The sequence below is a fragment of the Bradyrhizobium ottawaense genome (genome assembly GCF_900099825.1).
GTDB classification, from domain to species: domain Bacteria; phylum Pseudomonadota; class Alphaproteobacteria; order Rhizobiales; family Xanthobacteraceae; genus Bradyrhizobium; species Bradyrhizobium ottawaense_A.
The window spans coordinates 2,100,503-2,119,321 of sequence record NZ_LT629693.1 but is presented as its reverse complement, the minus strand read 5'-3'; the positions used below and the strand labels follow the sequence as shown (position 1 = coordinate 2,119,321).

General features: G+C 63.8%; 16 protein-coding genes and 1 pseudogene. 14 read left to right on the top strand and 3 right to left on the bottom strand.

Annotated features, from left to right (window positions below; genetic code table 11):
- Nucleotides 1–89: 89 nt before the first annotated feature.
- The 7 genes from BLR13_RS09890 (at nt 90) to BLR13_RS09860 (ending at nt 9,238) form a co-directional block, all read left to right on the top strand.
- Entirely contained in the window at nt 90–767 is a 678-nt protein-coding gene (locus BLR13_RS09890; protein ID WP_171944980.1) for a GntR family transcriptional regulator, read from the top strand.
- A gap of 63 nt (nt 768–830) precedes the next feature.
- Entirely contained in the window at nt 831–1,898 is a 1,068-nt protein-coding gene (locus BLR13_RS09885) for an ABC transporter substrate-binding protein (RefSeq protein ID WP_074824990.1), read from the top strand.
- 39 nt (nt 1,899–1,937) lie between these two features.
- Nucleotides 1,938–3,680, top strand: coding sequence for an ABC transporter permease (locus tag BLR13_RS09880; RefSeq protein ID WP_074824995.1), 1,743 nt, complete (start codon nt 1,938–1,940; stop codon nt 3,678–3,680).
- Between the two features lie 19 nt (nt 3,681–3,699).
- Nucleotides 3,700–4,794 (top strand): ABC transporter ATP-binding protein, encoded by a 1,095-nt coding sequence (locus BLR13_RS09875; protein WP_074825002.1) that lies wholly within the window; start codon nt 3,700–3,702, stop codon nt 4,792–4,794.
- Nucleotides 4,784–6,193 carry an MmgE/PrpD family protein gene (locus tag BLR13_RS09870; protein WP_074825006.1) on the top strand — a complete coding sequence of 470 codons (1,410 nt, stop codon included), beginning with the start codon at nt 4,784–4,786 and terminating at the stop codon, nt 6,191–6,193. Before BLR13_RS09875 ends, BLR13_RS09870 begins: the two co-directional genes overlap by 11 nt.
- Nucleotides 6,194–6,215: 22 nt before the next feature.
- Nucleotides 6,216–7,700 carry an FAD-dependent tricarballylate dehydrogenase TcuA gene (gene tcuA / locus BLR13_RS09865; protein WP_074825008.1) on the top strand — a complete coding sequence of 495 codons (1,485 nt, stop codon included), beginning with the start codon at nt 6,216–6,218 and terminating at the stop codon, nt 7,698–7,700.
- 23 nt (nt 7,701–7,723) lie between these two features.
- The gene (locus BLR13_RS09860; protein WP_074825011.1) at nt 7,724–9,238 is read left to right on the top strand and encodes an MmgE/PrpD family protein; all 1,515 of its coding nucleotides are present in this window, start codon (nt 7,724–7,726) and stop codon (nt 9,236–9,238) included.
- Nucleotides 9,239–9,296: 58 nt separating this feature from the next.
- Here BLR13_RS09860 and BLR13_RS09855 read toward each other — a convergent pair whose 3' ends face one another.
- Complete coding sequence (locus BLR13_RS09855) at nt 9,297–9,665, bottom strand: MaoC family dehydratase (RefSeq protein ID WP_157793690.1); 369 nt, start codon at nt 9,663–9,665, stop codon at nt 9,297–9,299.
- Between the two features lie 29 nt (nt 9,666–9,694).
- On the bottom strand, nt 9,695–10,120 hold the full coding sequence (locus tag BLR13_RS09850; protein ID WP_143039766.1) for a hypothetical protein: 426 nt from the start codon (nt 10,118–10,120) through the stop codon (nt 9,695–9,697).
- Between the two features lie 202 nt (nt 10,121–10,322).
- On the opposite strand from BLR13_RS09850, the gene BLR13_RS09845 reads away from it, so the two are divergent.
- The 3 genes from BLR13_RS09845 to BLR13_RS09835 are packed head-to-tail and all read left to right on the top strand — an operon-like array spanning nt 10,323 to nt 12,998.
- Nucleotides 10,323–11,480: an acyl-CoA dehydrogenase family protein gene (locus tag BLR13_RS09845; protein ID WP_074825020.1), complete on the top strand. Its 1,158-nt coding sequence runs from the start codon at nt 10,323–10,325 to the stop codon at nt 11,478–11,480.
- 26 nt (nt 11,481–11,506) lie between these two features.
- Nucleotides 11,507–11,977: a MaoC/PaaZ C-terminal domain-containing protein gene (locus BLR13_RS09840; protein WP_074825023.1), complete on the top strand. Its 471-nt coding sequence runs from the start codon at nt 11,507–11,509 to the stop codon at nt 11,975–11,977.
- A 49-nt stretch (nt 11,978–12,026) separates the two neighbouring features.
- Nucleotides 12,027–12,998 (top strand): Bug family tripartite tricarboxylate transporter substrate binding protein, encoded by a 972-nt coding sequence (locus tag BLR13_RS09835; protein WP_074825026.1) that lies wholly within the window; start codon nt 12,027–12,029, stop codon nt 12,996–12,998.
- Nucleotides 12,999–13,043: 45 nt separating this feature from the next.
- Here BLR13_RS09835 and BLR13_RS09830 read toward each other — a convergent pair whose 3' ends face one another.
- On the bottom strand, nt 13,044–14,003 hold the full coding sequence (locus BLR13_RS09830) for an NAD(P)-dependent oxidoreductase (protein ID WP_349518115.1): 960 nt from the start codon (nt 14,001–14,003) through the stop codon (nt 13,044–13,046).
- A gap of 188 nt (nt 14,004–14,191) precedes the next feature.
- Here BLR13_RS09830 and tcuA (BLR13_RS09825) point away from each other — a divergent pair, with 188 nt between their 5' ends.
- The 4 genes and pseudogenes from tcuA (BLR13_RS09825) (at nt 14,192) to BLR13_RS09810 (ending at nt 18,817) form a co-directional block, all read left to right on the top strand.
- Nucleotides 14,192–15,694: an FAD-dependent tricarballylate dehydrogenase TcuA gene (gene tcuA, locus BLR13_RS09825; RefSeq protein ID WP_074825032.1), complete on the top strand. Its 1,503-nt coding sequence runs from the start codon at nt 14,192–14,194 to the stop codon at nt 15,692–15,694.
- 141 nt (nt 15,695–15,835) lie between these two features.
- Entirely contained in the window at nt 15,836–16,822 is a 987-nt protein-coding gene (locus BLR13_RS09820) for an NAD-dependent epimerase/dehydratase family protein (protein WP_074825035.1), read from the top strand.
- Between the two features lie 38 nt (nt 16,823–16,860).
- Nucleotides 16,861–17,653, top strand: a pseudogene (locus tag BLR13_RS09815) (N-acyl homoserine lactonase family protein).
- 18 nt (nt 17,654–17,671) lie between these two features.
- The gene (locus BLR13_RS09810) at nt 17,672–18,817 is read left to right on the top strand and encodes a 2-methylaconitate cis-trans isomerase PrpF family protein (protein ID WP_074825040.1); all 1,146 of its coding nucleotides are present in this window, start codon (nt 17,672–17,674) and stop codon (nt 18,815–18,817) included.
- The last annotated feature ends 2 nt before the right edge of the window (nt 18,818–18,819 follow it).

Here is an 18,819-nt window from a genome sequence, read left to right as displayed (position 1 = left end):
GGGAGGCGGCTATTTCGGGATCCAACACGATTGAGGACGACACGCTTCTGGCCTGGCCGGGCGTCGCCTCATCGCGGGCTGCCGGAGGGTTGGCCGAGCAGGCCTATCGTGCCCTCCGCAACGCGATCCAGGAAGGCCGGCTCGAAGCCGGTCAACGCGTTCTCGAACTCGAGCTCTGCTCCTGGCTCAAGGTCAGCCGCACCCCGATCAGAGAAGCGATGCGCCGTCTGCAATCCGACGGCATGCTGGTCCATGCGCCGGGTGGCGGGCTTTCGGTCGCGCAACACGACCTGCGCGCGGTCGCCGAACTTTATGATGTGCGCGAACGCCTCGAAGGTGCCGCGGCCGGGATGTCGGCGCGCTTTGCCGATGCGACCGAAATCCACATGCTGCAGGCGATGGTGGATACGCATCGTCAGTTGCCCGACGATCCCAAGGTCCACGCGCGGGAAAATACGCTCTTCCACGAGCAGATCTACCGCGCCGCCCACAATCGCTTTCTGCTGAAGAGCCTGCAGGACCTGCACGACTCCGTGGTGCTGCTTGGACGCACCACCTTCGCCGCGCCCGGCCGCATCGCCGAAGCGCTGGGCGAACATCAGGCCATCGTGGCTGCCATCGCACGGCGCGACGAGGTTGAAGCCGAGCAACTCGCCCGCCGTCACGTTCGCCGCGGCTACGAACTGCGGCTCGCGGCCATGGCCGAGGCCGCGCGCGCCGGCTCGCAAAATCGGATCGATGGTCTGAAGGACCTGCCGCGCCGATAAAACAGAAAACCCCGTCATCAAAACAAGACGCGGCCCAGCCGCGCAAAAACAGGGAAACGACCCATGACGAGAACCGGCGATCGCGACATCACGCGCCGCACTGCCCTTACAACCCTCGGCGCCGCGTTGGCGCTCGGAGCATCGGCGCCGTCACGCGCGATGGCCGCCGCCGAAGACTGGCCCGCGGTGCAGGCCGCGGCTCTGAAGGAAGGCAAGCTCAGCTTCTATCACAACCTTCGCCCGCAAGGCGTCGAGCAGCTGCTCGTCGAATTCCGAAAAGCCAATCCCGGCATCCAGACCGAACAGATCCGGCTCGGCAGCGCGCCGCTGATCGAGCGATTTTCTACCGAATTCAACGCCGGGCGCAATCTCGCCGACGCGATGCTGACCTTCCCGGACGACGCCATGTTCGCCGGCGTCGACAAGGCCGGCTGGGCGGCCGAATGGACCCCGCCGGAGCTCGCCGCCTTCAACAAGGATGTCAATCACGGCAACAAGGTTTTCGCCGTCCACACCTCCCGCAACGTCATCATCTACAACAAGCAGCGGGTGAAACCTTCGGATGCGCCGAAGGAATGGGCCGATCTCTGGGATCCGAAGTGGAAGGGTAAGGTCGCCATGGACCCGCCCTGGCGCTCGATTGCCGTGCAGGGTCTCGTCGCTTTCTGGGTCAAGAACGGTATTCCGGACGCGGCGCAAAAGCTGAAGGCCAACGATGTTCGGTTCTTCGAGGGATCGGCCGGTGTGTTTCAGGCCGTGCTACGCGGCGACGTGATGGTGGCGACGCTGGCCGATCTGCCGCTTGAGCCCGGCCTCGAGGACGGCGCGCCGATCGGCTTCGTCTATCCGAAATCGGGCACCGCCACCAACAGCGGCTACGTCATGGTGAGCGGTCGCGCCCCGCACCCCAACGCCGGCAAGGTCTTCGTCAACTGGCTCTTGAGCGCGCCGGGACAACTGGTGCTGCAGGAGCAGGGCGGTTTGCCCGTGACCAGACCGGGCGTGACGCCGACCAAGTTCATTCCGCCGACTTCGGCGCTGTCGAATGCGGTCGACTCGCTGACGATCGTCTCCGGGCCCGAGCAGAACAAGACCATCGACGTGTGGCGTGAAACCTTCGGCATTCGTTGAGACCAGTTGAGACCTATGTCGATATTGCAGAGTTCAGGGTTGGATCAGGGCGAGAACCGCATCGGGGTGGAAGCACCGGCGGTTCGCGTCCGCACTTCCGCCGTCAAGCGCGTGGCAGCGCATGACGGCGTACTGACCGGACTCTATATTGTCGTCTTTGCGATCGTGGCGTTTCTCGCGCTGGTTCCGCTCGCGGCGCTGGTGATCGGCAGTCTGCGCGATACCTCGCCGGGCATGCCGGGGCAGTGGACACTGGCGAACTGGGCCAACCTTGCCTCGCCCGGGGTCGTCGAGACCTTGCTGACGACGCTCGAAGTTGCGGGCTTGAGCACCTTGTTCGCGATGGTCATGGGCACCGCGCTGGCGCTGGTGATCCATCGCACGGATTTCCGCTGGCCGAACACGATGACGGGCCTGCTGGGGCTCAGCTTCTATTTCCCCTCCTTCATCCTGGCGATGGCCTGGATCGTGATCGGCTCGCCCGGCGGCGTCATCAACGATCTGTTGCGCCTCTTGAACATCGAATCCGTCTCGGTCGATATCTACAGCGCCGGCGGCATTATCTTCGTCATGGTTCTGCATCAGGTACCGTTCGTCTACCTGACGATCCGCGGGCCGATCATGGGCATGGATCCGAGCTATGAGGAGGCCGCCCGCACCGCGGGCGCATCGCCGTGGCGGATGCTTCGCAGCATCACGCTGCCGATGCTGTCCTACGCGCTGGCCTCCAGCGCGTTGCTGTGTCTGGTCCTGACGCTGGAGCAGTTCGGCATCCCCGTGCTGATCGGCGTTCCCGGCCACGTCACCGTTCTGGCCACCCAAATCTATCTGCTATGCCGGTTTCCGCCGACCGCCTATGGGCTCGCGGCCGCCATCGGCCTGACGCTCGCGGCCATTACCGGCATTGCCATCCTGCTGCAGCGGCGGCTGGCGCGCGGCGGACGGTCGGTGGTGACGACGGGCAAGGCCGGCAAGATCACGCCGATCCCGCTCGGCGCCTGGCGCTGGCCGGTGAATCTGATCTGCGGTTTCTACATCGCGGTCAGCCTGGTGCTGCCCGGCCTGATCCTGCTCTACACCTCGCTGATCAAGTTCTTCACCGCCAATCCGTTCGACGCCGCCTTCACCTTCCGCAACTATCTTTATGTCTGGAATTCCGAAGAGACCCAGCAGGCGATCGTCAATACCGTGATCGTCTCCGGCGGTGGCGCCCTGGTCGGCGTCGTGCTCGGCATCGCCTGCAGCTATTTCACCGTGCGGCTGCGCCCGACCGGATACCGCGTGCTCGATGCGCTGGTGATGCTTCCGTTCGGCGTGCCCGGCATCGTGCTCGGCCTCGGCCTGTTGTGGGCCTACGCCTATCTGCCGCTGCCGCTCTATGGCACGCTGACCCTGATCGTGCTGGCCTATGTCACGCGCTTCCTGCCGTACGCGACGGAGACGTCCGGCGCCCGTTTCGTACAGCTCGACCGCAGCCTGGAGGAAGCGGCCTGGACCGCGGGCGCAAGCCGGCTTTCCGGCGTCTGGCGCATCCTGATGCCGCTCAGCCTGCCGTCGCTGCAGAGCAGCTACTTCCTGCTGTTCATGGCGTTCTTCCGCGAAATCTCCGCCACGATCCTGATCTTCACCGCTTCGACCTCGGTGCTGTCGGTTTCGATCTGGTCGTCGTTCGAGCAGGCCAATTGGGGTCTGGCGAGCGCGCTCTCGATCCTCGCCATGATCTTGATTGTCGCCATGATGTCCTTGCTGCTCTGGGCCATGCCCGGCGCCCGCAGGCGATAGAGGAAAGGAACCATCAGCGATGGGTATCGCCGTCCGTAACCTCGTCAAATCCTATGGCGCCCTCACCGTGATCCACGCGATATCGTTCGATGTCGCCGACGGCGAGTTCGTCACGCTGCTCGGCCCTTCCGGCTGCGGCAAGACTACGACGTTGCGATGCATTGCGGGCCTGGAAACCCCGACCGGTGGCAGCATTGCCATCAACGGCGAGACGGTTTCCGATCCCGCCACCAATCTGTTCGTCCCCCCGCATGAGCGCGATCTCGGCATGGTGTTCCAGTCCTATGCGGTCTGGCCGCATTTGACGGTTGCCGAGAACGTCGCGTTTCCGCTCACCGTGAAAGGCGAGCGCGACGTCGCGGCCGGCGTCAATTGGGCGCTCGACATCGTCGGCATGGGCAAGCTCGCCAAGCGCCGCCCGTCCGAATTGTCGGGCGGACAACAGCAGCGCGTGGCGCTGGCGCGGGCGATCGCCGCGCGCCCGCGATTGCTGCTGTTCGATGAGCCGCTGTCAAACCTCGACGCCCGCCTGCGCGATCGCACCCGGCTGGAGATCAGCCGGATCCAGCGCGAACTGAAAGTGCCCGCGCTTTACGTGACGCACGATCAGACCGAAGCGCTGTCGATGTCCGACCGTATCATCGTGATGGAGACGGGCCGGATCGTGCAGGAAGGCACGCCGCGCGATCTGTACCAGCAGCCGGTCAATCGCTTCGTCGCCGATTTCATCGGCAACGCCAATTTCCTGCATGTGCAGCGCGTCGGACGCGAGTGGCAATTGGAAAACGGCTCGCCGATCAGTGTTGATCCGGCCACCGACCGGGACGACGGCCGTTCCAAGATCGCGCTGCTTCGTCCCGAGGCGATCCGGCTCGACGAAACTTCGTCGCCGAACGTCGCCGGGCAAAACCGGCTGACCGGTCGCGTCGTCGGCGGCATGTATCTCGGTCCGCATGTCGAATACATCGTCGAGGTCGGCGCCGACCGCCTGCGGGCCTATTCGCGCAGCGCGCTCGCGCCCGGCAGCCCCGCCATTCTTTCATTTGATGCCCGCGACTGCCGGCTCGTGGACGACATGGCTCAAACCGAAGCGAGATTGCAGCATGCTGGATAAGACATCCGTCTCAGCCGCGGCGACCAAGCCGGCGCGAATGCTGGCCGAGTTTGCCGCTGGCTTGACGTTCGAAAATATTCCGGCGCCGGTGCTGCATCGCGCCAAGCTCTTGATCCTCGATGCGCTGGGCTGCGGACTTGCGTCGAACGCCTATGATTTCGCCGACGTCGCCGTTGCCGGCGCTACGGCGCTGGGCGGTGAGGGGACCTGCAGCGTGATCGGCCGCGATGTTCGCCTGCCGGTGCGCGACGCGGCCCTTGCCAACGGCATGCTGATCCACGGCCTCGACTTCGACGATACCCATCTCAACAGCATCATTCACGCCACGGCGGCCTGTCTTCCCTGCGCGCTGACCTTCGGCGAATCCCGCGGCATCGACGGCAAGGCGCTGCTGGTCGCCTACGCCGCCGGCATGGAGACCGCGATCCGCGTCGGCGCCGCGGTCAAGGGCGGCTTCCACCATGCGGGCTTTCATGCCACCGGTCTCGTCGCGCATTTCAGTTCGGCCGTGGTCGCCGCGCGCATCCTCGGCCTGCCGGCTGACGGCATCGTGGCCGCGCAAGGCATCGCCGCCAGCACCGCCTCGGGCGTCCAGGTCTTCCTCGAGGAAGGCGCGTGGACCAAGCGCATGCATCCCGGCTGGGCTGCGGTCGCCGGCATCACCGCTGCCGTTCTAGCAGAGAAAGGCTTCAAGGCCCCGACGCGTCCCTATGAAGGCCGCTTCGGATTCTTCGCTACGCACATTCAGCATCCGCCGGCGCCGATCGATCTTAACGCCGAACTCACCAATCTCGGCGAGGTCTGGGAATTGGCCGAGACCGCGATCAAGCCCTATCCGGTCTGCCATTTCATTCATGGCTGCGCCGATGCCGCGATCGAACTGCATGCCGGGATCAATCCCGCCGACATCGCCCACGTCGAGGCGTACCTGCCGCGCGATACCATGCCGATCGTCGCCGAGCCGGCCGCTGCCAAGACCCATCCGACCAATGAATATGAGGCGAAGTTCAGCGCGCAGTTCGTCATCGCCACCTGCCTCATCAAGGGCGCATTCGGTCTCGCCGATCTGATGCCGGCCGCGTTGGCCGATCCGGCGGTGCTGGATCTGACGCGGCGCGTCACCTGCGCCATCGATCCCGACACGGCTTTCCCGGCCTACTTCTCGGGCGGGGTCCGCGTGACGCTCAAGGACGGACGCAGCTTGTTCAAGCATATCCGCGTCAACAGCGGTGCGGGCGAGCGCGCGCTCGATGAGGCCGCCGTCTCCAGGAAATTTCTCGCCTCTGCCGTCCTGTCGATTCCGCTGGCTCATGCCGCGCGCATTCGCGAGGCCGTGCTGAAACTGGAAGCCCATTCCGCCACCGAGATCGCCGCGTTGCTGCGATCCCAGAGAACCTGAGTTGAATTAGGAGAGAGAAGTCATGAGTACGTATGATGTCATCGTCGTCGGCGCCGGCAACGCCGCGCTGGCCGCCGCGGTTTCCGCCAAGGAAAACGGCGCCGAGCGCGTCGTTGTGATCGAGAAGGCGCCGCGGGAGATGCGCGGCGGCAATACCCATTGGAGCGGTGGCGTGCTGCGCTTTGCCTTCGACGATCCCCGCGAGATCGGTGAGTTGTTGCCTGACGTCGAAGAGGAGTTCGAGAACTTTTACGACGGCATATCGCCATACCCGAAGGAGGACTTCCACGGCGACCTGATGCGCGTCACCAGCGGGCGCACCGATCCGGTGCTGTCGAAGTTGCTGGTGCACAATTCGTTCGACACCGTGAAGTGGATGAAGAAGGTCGGCGGCATCAAGATGGAGCCGGCGATTACGCTGTCCGCGGTCAAGAAGGATAACGTCATGGTGTGGGCGCGCGGCCTGGTCGTGCGTGCCGAGCATGAAGGCGTCGGCCTGTCGCGGAGCTGGTTCGCGACCGCCGAGCGACTCGGCATCGAAATTCGCTATGGCACGGCGGCGACCGAACTGCTGATCGGTGACGACGGCAGGGTCAACGGCGTCAAGGTGCGCGACGACGACGGCATGTCGGTCCTGAACGCCCGGTCGGTCGTTCTCGGCTGCGGCGGCTTCGAAGCCAACGTGCAGATGCGCACCCAGCACATCGGCCCGCTGGTCGGCGCAGCGAAGGTGCGGGGAACGCCACACAACCAGGGCGACGGCCTGCGGATGGCGATGAATGTCGGGGCCATGCCGTGGGGACAATGGAGCGGTTGCCACGCCACGCCGATCAGCGCGGACTGGGGCGAGTTTGCGCCGCGCGAACTCACCGATCGCAGCAACCGGCTGAGCTATGTCTACGGCATCATGCTCAACCGGAAGGGGAAACGGTTTGTCGACGAGGGCGAGGATGGTGCGCTGTTCACCTATGCCAAGTTCGGCCGCGCGATCCTGGCCGAACCCGGCGCCAAGGCCTGGCAGATTTTCGACTCGCGGGTGATCCATCTGCTCGAGCCGCGCTACCAGACCAGCAAGCCGATCACGGCCAATACGCTGGAAGACCTGATCGACCAGCTCGACTTCGACGACAAGGCGCAGGCGCTGAGGACGGTCGACGAATACAACGCCCACGCCCGCGAGATGGACGACGGCTTCGATCCGACCAGGAAGGACGGCCTGTCCAGCAAAGGGCTCGATCTGGAGAAAACCAACTGGGCACTGAAGGTCGCCAAGCCGCCGTTCTACGCCTACAGCGCCACCGGCGGCATCACCTTCACCTTCGGCGGGCTGAAGGTGAACGAAATCGCGCAGGTGATCGGCACCGACTGGCGTCCGATCAAGGGGTTGTTCTGCTGCGGCGAAATGGTCGGCGGCCTGTTCTACGACAATTATCCGGCAGGCACCGGTCTGGTCTCGGGCGCGACGTTCGGGCGGATCGCCGGGCGTAGTGCGGCGGCGGCGGACTGAAGCGAAGGAACGGGAGAGGCAACATGAGTGACGCATCTTTGGCGACGGCGAAAGCAAATCCGGCGACTACGCTGGGCGATTCTCCCGGGATCACGCTGCTCCAGGCTCTGGCGCAGCATGTCCTTGCCTTTGATAAGCGTCAGCTCACCAAGGGAGCGATCGCGCAAGCGAGAACCTGTATCCTCGATGCGATCGGCGTAACGCTGGCCGGGTATCCGGAACCCTGCACGCAGATCCTGCTCAAGACCCCGGGCGTCGCGACCGCGCCCGGACCCTCGCTGGTGTTCGGCTCGGCGCGGCGTACCAGTGCGCTCGATGCCGCGCTGATCAACGGCACCGCGTCGCACGCGCTCGATTTCGACGATTTCAGCGGCATCATGGGCGGCCATCATTCGGTGCCGCTGGTTTCGACGCTGCTGGCGCTCGCCGAGGAACGCGGCGGCACCGGCCTAGATATCGTGGCCGCCTATGTGATCGGCGTCGAAGTCGAGATCAGGCTCGCGCGCGCCGTCAATTTTCACCATTACGACAAGGGCTGGCACCCGACCGCGACGCTCGGCGTATTCGGCGCCGCGGCTGCCGCCTGCCATCTGATGAAGCTCGATCATTCAAAGACCACGATGGCGCTGTGTATCGCAGCGTCGCTCGCCAGCGGCCTGAAAGCAAATTTCGGCACCATGACCAAGCCGCTGCATATCGGCCAGTGCTGCCGCAACGGCCTGCTGGCGGCGCTGCTGGCCGAGGGCGGTTTCGATGCCGCCACCGACGCCTTCGAGCATGCGCAGGGCTTCCTCAACGTGTTCAACGGTCCCGGGACGTTCGACACCGCAAAGCTGTTCGAGAACTGGGGCCAGCCCTGGGAGATCGAGGCCAAGTCGATCGGGCTCAAGCAGTTTCCCTGCTGCGGCAGTACGCACCCCGCCATCAACATGGCGCTGAATTTACGTCGCGAGGAGAAGATCGACGCCGCCGATATTGCACGCATCGAAGTGATGCCGCATGGCCGGCGGCTGCGCCATACCAACACGCCGCATCCGCAGACCTCGCTGGAGGCCAAGTTCAGCGTTCAATATGTCGTCGCACGCGCGCTTCGCTATGGAGTCCTGCGCTTGAAGGATTTTGAAGGCGACGCGCATTTCGATCCCGAGATCGTGCGGCTGCTGAACCTGACAACGGCCAGTCCGCATCCCGACATGGCCGACGATGCCGAAGAGCAATGGGGCGCGGAGGTCATCGTGGCATTGAAGGACGGCAGGCGCCTGGCGCGGCGGATCGACAATCTCGTCGGCCGCGGCGGCGATAACCCGATGAGCAGCAGCGAATTGTGGGACAAGTTCAGCGATTGCGCGGCCCGCAGCCTGCCGCGCGAGCAGATCGCGCCGTTGTTCGAACGGCTCGAGACGTTCGAAAAGATCACCGAGGTCGCCCAGGTCACGCGGCTACTGGAAGTCAGTGAATTGCACAAGGCGCCGGCCAAGAAGGTTGTCTTTGCACCCCGCGGCGCGCAGGAGGCTCCCGAGACGACCTGGGTGCCCTGACGGGACAACGAATTGCCGCGCCCGGAATGTATCCGTGACGCGGCAATTCAAAGCAGGATTACTGCAGGTCGATCGCGGCGCTACCCAGCGCCAGCAGGCGCTCGCCACATACGACGCGCACTTCGAAATGCGCGCGGCCTTCGACCGTCTCGCCGACCACCATTTCGAGGGTTACCGTCTCGCCAATCCTGGCGGGATCGAGAAATTTGGCGGTCAGTCGGCCGGTTCGGCTCCATGTAGCTTCGCCGAACAGCTCGCAGAGCCAGGTTTCGTAGCAGGCCAGCAGCAGCGGGCCTTGCGAGATGACGGTGCCGTATTGGGTTTTCGCCGCATACGCAGCGTCGTTGTGAATGGGCGCGTCGGTGCCGAGCAGGGCGCCGAAATCCGTAAAGGCCTGAAGGGTGAGGGGCGGACCCGGGCGCGTCAACCGCTGTCCTACTTTGAAGCAGTGATCGGTCAGCATGGCCAGTACAGTATGTGTTTGATCGTCATGATGGATCGCTGGTCGGTCGCGCAGCGCACGTGCTGATCGAACACGATGAAGCGCTTGTCGTTGCGGATGTACTTGTTGGTAATCGTGATCGAAACCATCAGCGGCTCGCCGAGGCGGGCGGCGCTGTGCATCTCGATTTCCTCCTGCGCGTGCAGCACGCCCGGTGGAAACTTCATCTGCTTCTTCAGCGCGCGTATTTCATTGAGCAGGAACGCCGGTATGCGGGTGCCGATCTCGGGCGCCGGCCGCATTTCTCCGATGCTGCGGTAGAAGCGGGCCACATCGTCGGCTAAGACCGGGAGCGGCTGCGGCGGATAGGTCCGTCCCACCTCGATGTCGTCGTAGCCGACGCCGGTCCATCCGCCCATGCGGCGGTCGGGTTCGGGCATGCTCATGCGCCGCGGCCGGTCTTGGTCTTGATCGTCGTCGACCGGCGCATTTTTTCCTCTATCCCGCGTCCGAAGGCCGCAACGTATGGGTCGCGGCCAATATGTCAACAGTTTTCAGATGACACAGCCAGATGGGCCGGGTAACAAGCCATGAAACGATCCGGCTGACGGCCGGACAAAAAAGTGCCGAGAAGGAAACGAAATGCCGCTGTTCAACGCTTTTGGCTTCACCGACGAACAAAAACTGATGCGCCAGAGCCTGCTCGCTTTGGCCGAGCAGCATCTGCCGGTGGAAAAAATCCGACAGCTCGACCGCGACGCCGGCTGGCCGACCGAGGCGTATCAGGCGCTTGCCAAGGGCGGGTGGCTGGGTCTGCCGTATCCGGAAGAATACGGCGGACTGGGCGGCAGCTACAAGGACATGGCGATCCTGCTCGAGACGCTGTCCTATCACTATGCGTGCCTTGGCACGACCTACATGACGAGCGCGATCTACGCCGGCCTGCAACTGCTCTACAACGGCAGCGAACATCTCAAGCAGACCTACATGGTGCCGATGATCAAGGGCGACATCTACATCGCCTTTGCGCTGACCGAGCCGCAGACCGGATCGGATGCCGCGTCGATCAAGACCAATGCCGTGCGCGACGGCGACGACTACGTCATTCGCGGCCAGAAATGGTTCATCACTTCGGCCCATGTCGCCGATTACATTGTGCTGGTGGTCAAGACCGATCCGTCGGCGAAGCCGGCGCATGACGGCTTCAGCATGTTCCTGGTCGACGCCAAGGCAAAGGGCGTCTCGATCCGCCCGATCGAAACCATGGGGCGGCACACCACCCATACCAACCAGATATTCTTCGACGAGGTGAGGGTGCCCGCGCGCAACCTGATCGGCGAGCAGAACCGCGGCTGGAAAATTCTGATGCGCGGCCTCAATCTGGAACGGATGGCGATTGCCGCCTGCGGCGCCGGCAATGCGCAGAAGGCGATCGATATCGCGCGGGATTATGCGACGCAGCGCATTCAGTTCGACCGGCCGATCAGCAAGTTCCAGGTGATCTCGCACAAGCTGGCGGACATGCGGATCAAGGCCGAGATTGCCCGGCTCGTCACCTACCGGACCGCGGAGATGATGGACGCCGGCTATGACACGCGGATGGAAACCGCGATCGCCAAAGTTGTCGCCACCGACAATGATTTCGAATGCGCCCATATCGGCATGCAGGTGATGGGCGGCGCGGGCTTCTCGATGGAGCACGACATGCAGCGCCTGTTCAGGGACTCGCGCCTCGGTCCGATCGGCGGCGGCAGCAATGAAATTCAGCGCAACATCATCGCCAAGCTGATGGGGCTCTAGGCCTGGACGCAACGGAGACCGCTGCCATGACTGACGTTCCCGCTCCGCGCGGCATGTATTTCGAGGATTTCGAAATCAACCAGGTGCTGCGCACCGGCCGCCGCACCATTACATCGACCGACATCGTCAACTTTGCCTGCCTGTCCGGCGACTTCAACGACGTCCACACCAACCACGAATACTGCAAGACCACGCCGTTCGGCGAGCCGATCGCGCACGGACCGCTGGTATTCGCCGTGGCTGCCGGGCTGAACTACGCCTCCGGGATCAACGACGGCACGCTGGTCGCGCTGCTCGGCATCGACAAGTGGCGGATGAAGAAGCCGGTCAAGCACGGCGATACCATTTACGTGCGCACCACCGTCATGGGCAAACGCGAGACCAGCCAGGCCGACCGCGGCGTGGTCACCTTTGCCCGGGCCTTCGTCAACCAGCACGGCGAAGAGGTGCAGGAGATGGAGGTAACGATCATGTACCGGCGACGGCCCAAGGGCTGATCCTCATCGTCGTCACCTCCACCACAAGCAAGGAAAAGGGAAGAACGAGATGGGGAAGAGTGGGTTACTCGCGGCGTTACTGTTGATATCTGTTGTCACCGGTGCAGGCGCGCAGGATTATCCGAACAAGGCCGCCAAGATGATCGTCGGCTTCGCTCCCGGCGGCACCATCGACGTCGTGGCGCGCATCATCGGCGACAAGCTCGGCAGTAAACTCGGCAAACCCTTTGTGATCGAGAACCGTAGCGGCGCCAACGGCATGCTGGCGGCGACGGCGGTGGCCCAGTCGGAGCCGGACGGCTATACGATATTTGTCAGCAACAGCTCGACCATCACGCTCAATCCGACGCTGTTCAAGGACATCAAATATCTGCCCGAGCGCGACTTTGCGCCGGTCACGACGGTGGTCTCGGTGCCGCTGATTCTCGCGGTCGATACCAGCGATCCCAAAACGGCAGGGATTAAAACGCTCGCCGATCTGGTGACAATGGCCAAGGCCAATCCCGGCACGGTGAGTTACGGCTCGGCCGGCAACGGTAACATTACTCATCTGGCCTTCGAATTGCTAAGCCAGCGGGCTGGCATCCAGATGCAGCACATTCCCTATCGCGGCGCGGCGGCGGCGCAGGTCGGTTTGCTCGGTCATGAGGTGATGGTGGTGTTCGACACCCTGTCCGCCGTTCAAATGGTGAACTCTGGCAAGTTCCGTGCGCTGGCCGTGTCGTCGGCGGAGCGGCTGCCGGCGCTGCCGGATGTGCCCACGATCGCCGAACTCGGCTATCCCGGTTTCGACGTCACGTTCTGGGTCGGGGTGTTCTTGCCGAAAGCTACGCCACCTGCGATCGTCGAGCTCCTGAACAAGGAGATCGTGGCCGCAGGGAAAGATCCTGACGTCCGCGCCAAACTGGAGCCGCAGGGCAATGTGCTGACGCTCTCGCAGGCTGCGTTCGCCGAGAAGATTCAGAAGGAGACCCGGGAACTCGCCGACGTGGTCGCCAAGGCGAATATCAAGGCCGAGTAGTGCATCTGGCGGCCGGCTGAGCCGGCCGCCAATGTTGGCCGTTCTTCAGTTTTTCGGCTTGGCCCAGTTCTGGTACATCGCAAGAAGTGAGACGATGTCCTGGCCGCGAAACCCTTCGGCGAGCGCCAGCGCATACATTTCGCGCGTTGCCGAAGCCGAAGGCGTCGGCATCCGGGTCATGCGCCCGAGTTCGACGCCGAGCGCGAGATCCTTTTCGCCGAGCTCCATCTTGAATCCGGGCGAGAAGTCTCCCTTGATCGCGTTCGGGAAGCGCTTGGTAAAATGGTGAGAGCGGCCACCGCTCACCGACAGCACGTCGTAGAGCTTTTCCGGCTCGACGCCGGCGGCGACGCCGAGCGCGAACGCTTCGGCCGCGACCAGCACGTTGCCCATCGACATCATGTTGTTGACGATCTTGACGACCTTGGCGGTGCCGACCGCGCCGGTGTATTTCCAGTCGTTGCCGAGCAGTTTCAGGATCGGTTCGGCGCGGGTCACGTCGACCCTGTCGCCACCGGCGATCAGGATCAGCTTGCCGGCGCGCGCCTCGTTGGGGCTGCCGCTGACCGGACAATCGACCACCGCAATGCCGCGCGCGGCGGCGGCTTCGGCGGCCTGCCGCATCGTCTGCGGATCGATGGTTGAGAGCTCGATGCACAGTGTGCCCTTGGCGGCGTGGGCCACGATCCCCTCGACGCCGAGCCAGGCTTCCGTCACCGCTTTCGGATCAGGCAGGCTGGTCAGCACGATGGTGCGGCCGGCGAGCGCTTCGGCGATGCTTGACGCCATCGCAAAGCCGTCTTTGGTGAGGCGTGCGCGCTGTTCGGCGTTGACGTCGTAGCCGACGACGTCGAGGCCGGACTCCTTGAGCCGTCCGGCCATCCCGGATCCCATCTGCCCCATTCCGATCACCGCGACCTTCTCAGACATTATTTTCTCCCGTTCTTCATTGTTGCAAGGCCGTGTCGACCCGCCGAAGCTTGTTCGCCGGTACTCTCTATACAGACAGGACCGGCGTTAAGCGACGCCGCAGCCCCGCTGGTTGCGCAACGGCGTCCGCCGGTGTCGCATAATGAAAACTGTAGACAGTTTGACGGGGCAGCGATACGGTCTGCCGCAATTCGACCGACCGCGTCCGAAGGCCGCAGGCCGCCGGGTCGGCCGGTCAGACACGCACATGAAGGGAGACGCACGTGAGAGAATATGACGTTGTAGTGGCCGGTGCAGGAAACGCAGCTCTCTGTGCGGCGATCTCCGCGCATGAAAATGGCGCGCGAGTGCTGGTGCTCGAACGCGCGCCCGAAGCCGAGCGGGGCGGCAACTCCTATTTCACCGCCGGCGGGTTCCGCTTCGTCCACGAGGGAGCGGAAGATGTCGCCTCCGATATCATCCCGGACATGACGGCGGAGGAGCGATCCAAGATCGTGCTGCCGCCGCACAGCCGGAAATTCTTCTACGACCAGTTGATGGAAGTGACCCATCACCAGTCCGACGAGGACCTGGCCAATCTCCTGATCGATCGGTCGCGTTCGACGATGGCGTGGCTGCGCAGCCATGGCATCCGCTTCGTTCCGATGTATGGCCGCCAGTCGTTCCTGGTCGATGGCAAGCACCATTTCTACGGCGGCGTGAACATTGAAGCCGTCGGCGGCGGTGCCGGCCTGGTCGAGGCCGAAATGGCGCGCCTTGAGAAGCTCGGCATCGAAATCCGCTATGGCTCGGCGCTGATCGGCCTGGTGCAGCGGCCCGACCGCGTGGTCACCGGCGTCAAGATCCGTACCCCACAGGGCTATTCCGAAATTGCGACCAAGTCGGTCATTCTCGCCTGCGGCGGCTTTGAATCCAATCCGGAAATGCGGGTGCGCTATCTCGGATCGGGCTGGGATCTCTGCCGCGTTCGCGGCACCCGCCACAACATGGGTGAAGGCATTCTGGCGGCGCTCGCGATCGGCGCGCGTCCGTTCGGCAACTGGTCAAGCTGCCACGCCTGCGAGTGGGACATCTCGGCGCCGCCCTATGGCGACCGCTGGGTGCTGGACAATTTCCAGAAGCACTCCTATCCGCTCGGTATCATGGTCAACATCAACAGCAAGCGTTTCGTCGACGAGGGCGAGGACTATCGAAACCTCACTTACGCGAAGTTCGGCCGCGAGATCATGAACCAGCCGCGCCGGACCGCGATCCAGATCTTCGACCAGCAGACGGTCGCGATGCTGCGCGACGAATATCGCATCAAGGAAGTCACCAAGGTCGAATCGGACACCATCGCCGGCCTCGCTGAGCAGCTCGAGCTCGATCCGGCGGAACTGGAGAAGACCGTCAGCGAGTACAACGCCGCCTGCGGTCCCGAGCCGTATAATCCGGCGATCCTGGACGGCAAGGCCGCCCGCGGCATCTCGCCGCCCAAATCGAACTGGGCGTTGCCGATCAACAAGCCCCCTTATGTCGCCTTCGTGACCACGACCGGCATCACCTTCACGTTCGGTGGTCTGCAGATCAACACCAGCGGCGAAGTGCAGGACATGACTGATCAGTCGATCCCGGGGCTCTATGCCGCCGGTGAACTGGTGGGCGGCCTGTTCTACGAAAACTATCCCGGTGGCACCGGCCTGATGTCGGGTTCGGTGTTCGGCAAGCTCGCCGGCGAAAGCGCCGCCGCCTATGTTGGGGCCAGCGACAAGCGTTCGGTCGCCTGATCCGCCACGGACATCCGAAGGGCGTTCGCGCCCTTTCGGATGTCATGTCCGCGCTCGCGGATATCATCGATGGGAGCCCGCCCCCCGGGCTTCCTGTTTGCCGTGAGCCGCGGCGTTGTTTGCGAAAGACTGTGAGCCTCCATGAAGATCGCCGAAGGAAAGTTTGTCGTCACCGGGGGCGCCAGCCTGATCGGTTCGCACGTTGCGGAACAATTGCTGAGCCAGGGCGCGCGCGAAGTCGTGCTGCTCGACAATTTTGCGCTGGGCAATCCCGAGACCGTCAAGTCGCTGCTGGGTGATCCCCGGGTCAAGCTGCTGCGCGGCGACATCCTGCGCATCAATGAGCTCTACGACGCCTTTGAAGGCTGCGATGGCGTGTTCGCGATCGCCGGCTTCCTGACGCTGCCGCTCAGCCAGAACCCGAGCCTTGGTCTGGCGGTCAATGTCGAGGGGCAGGTCAATATCTTCGAGGCGTGCCGCTACCGCAACGTCAAGAAAGTGGTGTTCTCGTCGTCGGTCGCGGTCTACGGCGATCCGGCGCCGGGCCTGGTCGACGAACGGGCTCCGGCCCAACTCAACAGCTTCCAGCCCGCGGCCGCGCTGTATGCCTGCACCAAGCTGATCGGTGAAAACCTCTGCAAGCTCTACAGCGCCAAGCACGGCATCCAGGCGATCGGGCTGCGCTACTCGACCGTCTACGGCGAGCGCCAGCACTATCGCGGCGTCAACGCGCTCTACATCATGGAAAATTACGACCGCATCGCGCGCGGCGAGGCGCCGGTCATCACCGGCGACGGCAGCGAGGTGCATGACTACATCCATGTCGCCGACGTGGCGCGGGCCAATGTCATGGCAATGTCCTCCGACGTGACGGCCGAGAGCTTCAACGTCGTGACCGGTGTTGCGACCTCGCTCAATCGCCTGGTCGAGATCCTGCTGTCGATCACCGGCAGCAGCCTCAAGCCGGTTTTCAAGACCGGTGGTGGCAGTGTGCGATCGAGCGTGACCGACCAGCTCGACTTCAGCCGCGCCAAGATCGAGAAAATGCTGGGATGGGTGCCGGAAGTCTCCATCGAGGAAGGCATTCGCCGGTTGCTCGAATGGCGCAAGGCGCAAGAAAAAGCCTGAGACAAGGCCGCAAGCTAGACGCCGGAACGGAGCAAACCATGTCGGAATACGAAATTCTCGCGATCCGCTACGCCCACAACGCCGAGCGTAAAACGGCGGAGAATTTTCTCGGTGGCGATCCGCATGACGGGCCGATGCCGATGGATTTTTTCGTCTGGGTGCTGAGAGGCGGCGGCCAGACCATCGTGATCGACACCGGCTTCGATGCCGACATGGCGAAGCGGCGCGCGCGCAAGCTGACGCGGCCGGTGGCCGAAGGCCTGAAGGCCGCCGGTATCGATGCAGCCGGCGTCAAGGACGTGATCCTGACCCACATGCATTATGATCATGCCGGCAATCACGATATGTTTCCGAACGCGAAGTATCACGTTCAGGACCGGGAAATGGAGTACTGCACCGGCCGTTGCATGTGCCATTCCAGCCTGCGTCACCCGTTCGAGGCGGAAGACGTCACCGCGATGGTGCAGAAGCTGTTTCAGGGGCGCGTCGCGTTCCACAACGGTTCGAGCGAAATCGCCGATGGCGTGTCGGTTCATCTGGTGGGCGGTCATTCGCGCGGCCTGCAGTTCGTGCGGGTCCGGACCCGGCGCGGATGGGTCGTGGTCGCCTCGGACGCTTCGCATTATTACGCGAATTTCGAGCAATAACCGGCCATTCCCGGTCGTGGTCGACGTCAGCGAGACGCTCGAAGGTTATGATACGATGCGGCGCATGGCGACGTCGCAGTCTCACATCGTGCCCGGCCACGATCCGTTGGTGCTAAAGCGTTATCCGGCGCAGCCGGGCGGGCCTGCGGATATCATCCGCCTCGATGCCGAGCCGTTGAAGTAAGGACGAGAGGGACCCTCCATGGCAAATGCTCGACTTCGTGCGGTATTCATGCGGGGCGGCACTTCCAAGGCGGTGATGTTCCGAAAGGAGGATCTGCCCGCCAAGCCTTCGGATTGGGATCCGATCTTCCTGCAGGTCATGGGTTCGCCCGATCCGAACGGCCGTCAGCTCGACGGCATGGGCGGCGGCATTTCCTCGTTGTCGAAGATCTGCATCATCGGCCCGCCGAGCCGCCCGGATGCCGATGTCGACTACACCTTCGCGCAGATCGGGGTGCACGACACCTTCGTCGATTACGGCGCCAATTGCGGCAACATGTCGTCGGCGGTCGGACCGTTCGCGCTCGACGAGGGCATGGTCACCGGCCCAGCTAACGGTGAAGCGACCGTCCGCATTCACAACACCAACACCTCGAAGATCATCGTCGCCCGTTTTCCGGTCGAGCAGGGCGCGCTCGCTGCCACCGGCGATATCGAGATCGATGGGGTGGGCGGCAAGGCAGCACCGATCCGGCTGGAATTTCTCGAGCCGGGCGGCGCGCGGACCGGCAAGCTGTTGCCGACCGGACGCGCCGTCGACGAGTTCGACATCAAGGGGCTCGGGATCGTCAAGGCATCCTGCGTCGACGCTGCCAACCCTTGCGTCTTCGTCGAGGCGAGCGCGGTCGGACAATCCGGCGATGAACTGCCTGACGCGCTCGACCGCGATGCGGTCTTTCTGCAGCACATGGAAGCCATTCGTTGCGCGGCATCGGTGAAGATGGGAATTGCGCCGGATCTCGATACGGCGCGCCGCATGACCGGCATTCCCAAGGTCGCGATGGTGTCGGGCCCGCGCGCCGGGCGGACCTTGTCGGGCCGCGAGATTACGGCCGCGGATGCCGACATCTGGGTCCGGATGATCTCGGTCGGTCAGCCGCATCGCGCCACGCCGATCACCGGCGCGATCTGCCTGTCGGTCGCGACCCGGGTTCCCGGCAGTATTCCCGCGCAGTTGAGTAACGCGAACGGACCGATCCGGATTGCGCATCCGTCCGGCGTCACGCTGGTCGATGCCGGGGTCTCGATTTCCGCAGACGGTATCGCGAAGGCCGATTATGGCGCGGTCTATCGCAGCGCCCGCCGCCTGTTCGAAGGCAACGTCGTCTATCGAACGACCGAATAGTC

What these genes read in the sequence shown, in the direction of transcription:
- BLR13_RS09885 (WP_074824990.1), top strand. Translation starts at nt 831, where the DNA reads ATGACGAGAACCGGCGATCGCGACATCACGCGCCGCACTGCCCTTACA.
- BLR13_RS09875 (WP_074825002.1), top strand. Translation starts at nt 3,700, where the DNA reads ATGGGTATCGCCGTCCGTAACCTCGTCAAATCCTATGGCGCCCTCACC.
- BLR13_RS09870 (WP_074825006.1), top strand. Translation starts at nt 4,784, where the DNA reads ATGCTGGATAAGACATCCGTCTCAGCCGCGGCGACCAAGCCGGCGCGA.
- tcuA (WP_074825008.1), top strand. Translation starts at nt 6,216, where the DNA reads ATGAGTACGTATGATGTCATCGTCGTCGGCGCCGGCAACGCCGCGCTG.
- BLR13_RS09860 (WP_074825011.1), top strand. Translation starts at nt 7,724, where the DNA reads ATGAGTGACGCATCTTTGGCGACGGCGAAAGCAAATCCGGCGACTACG.
- BLR13_RS09850 (WP_143039766.1), bottom strand. Translation starts at nt 10,120, where the DNA reads ATGCCCGAACCCGACCGCCGCATGGGCGGATGGACCGGCGTCGGCTAC.
- BLR13_RS09845 (WP_074825020.1), top strand. Translation starts at nt 10,323, where the DNA reads ATGCCGCTGTTCAACGCTTTTGGCTTCACCGACGAACAAAAACTGATG.
- BLR13_RS09840 (WP_074825023.1), top strand. Translation starts at nt 11,507, where the DNA reads ATGACTGACGTTCCCGCTCCGCGCGGCATGTATTTCGAGGATTTCGAA.
- BLR13_RS09835 (WP_074825026.1), top strand. Translation starts at nt 12,027, where the DNA reads ATGGGGAAGAGTGGGTTACTCGCGGCGTTACTGTTGATATCTGTTGTC.
- BLR13_RS09820 (WP_074825035.1), top strand. Translation starts at nt 15,836, where the DNA reads ATGAAGATCGCCGAAGGAAAGTTTGTCGTCACCGGGGGCGCCAGCCTG.
- BLR13_RS09810 (WP_074825040.1), top strand. Translation starts at nt 17,672, where the DNA reads ATGGCAAATGCTCGACTTCGTGCGGTATTCATGCGGGGCGGCACTTCC.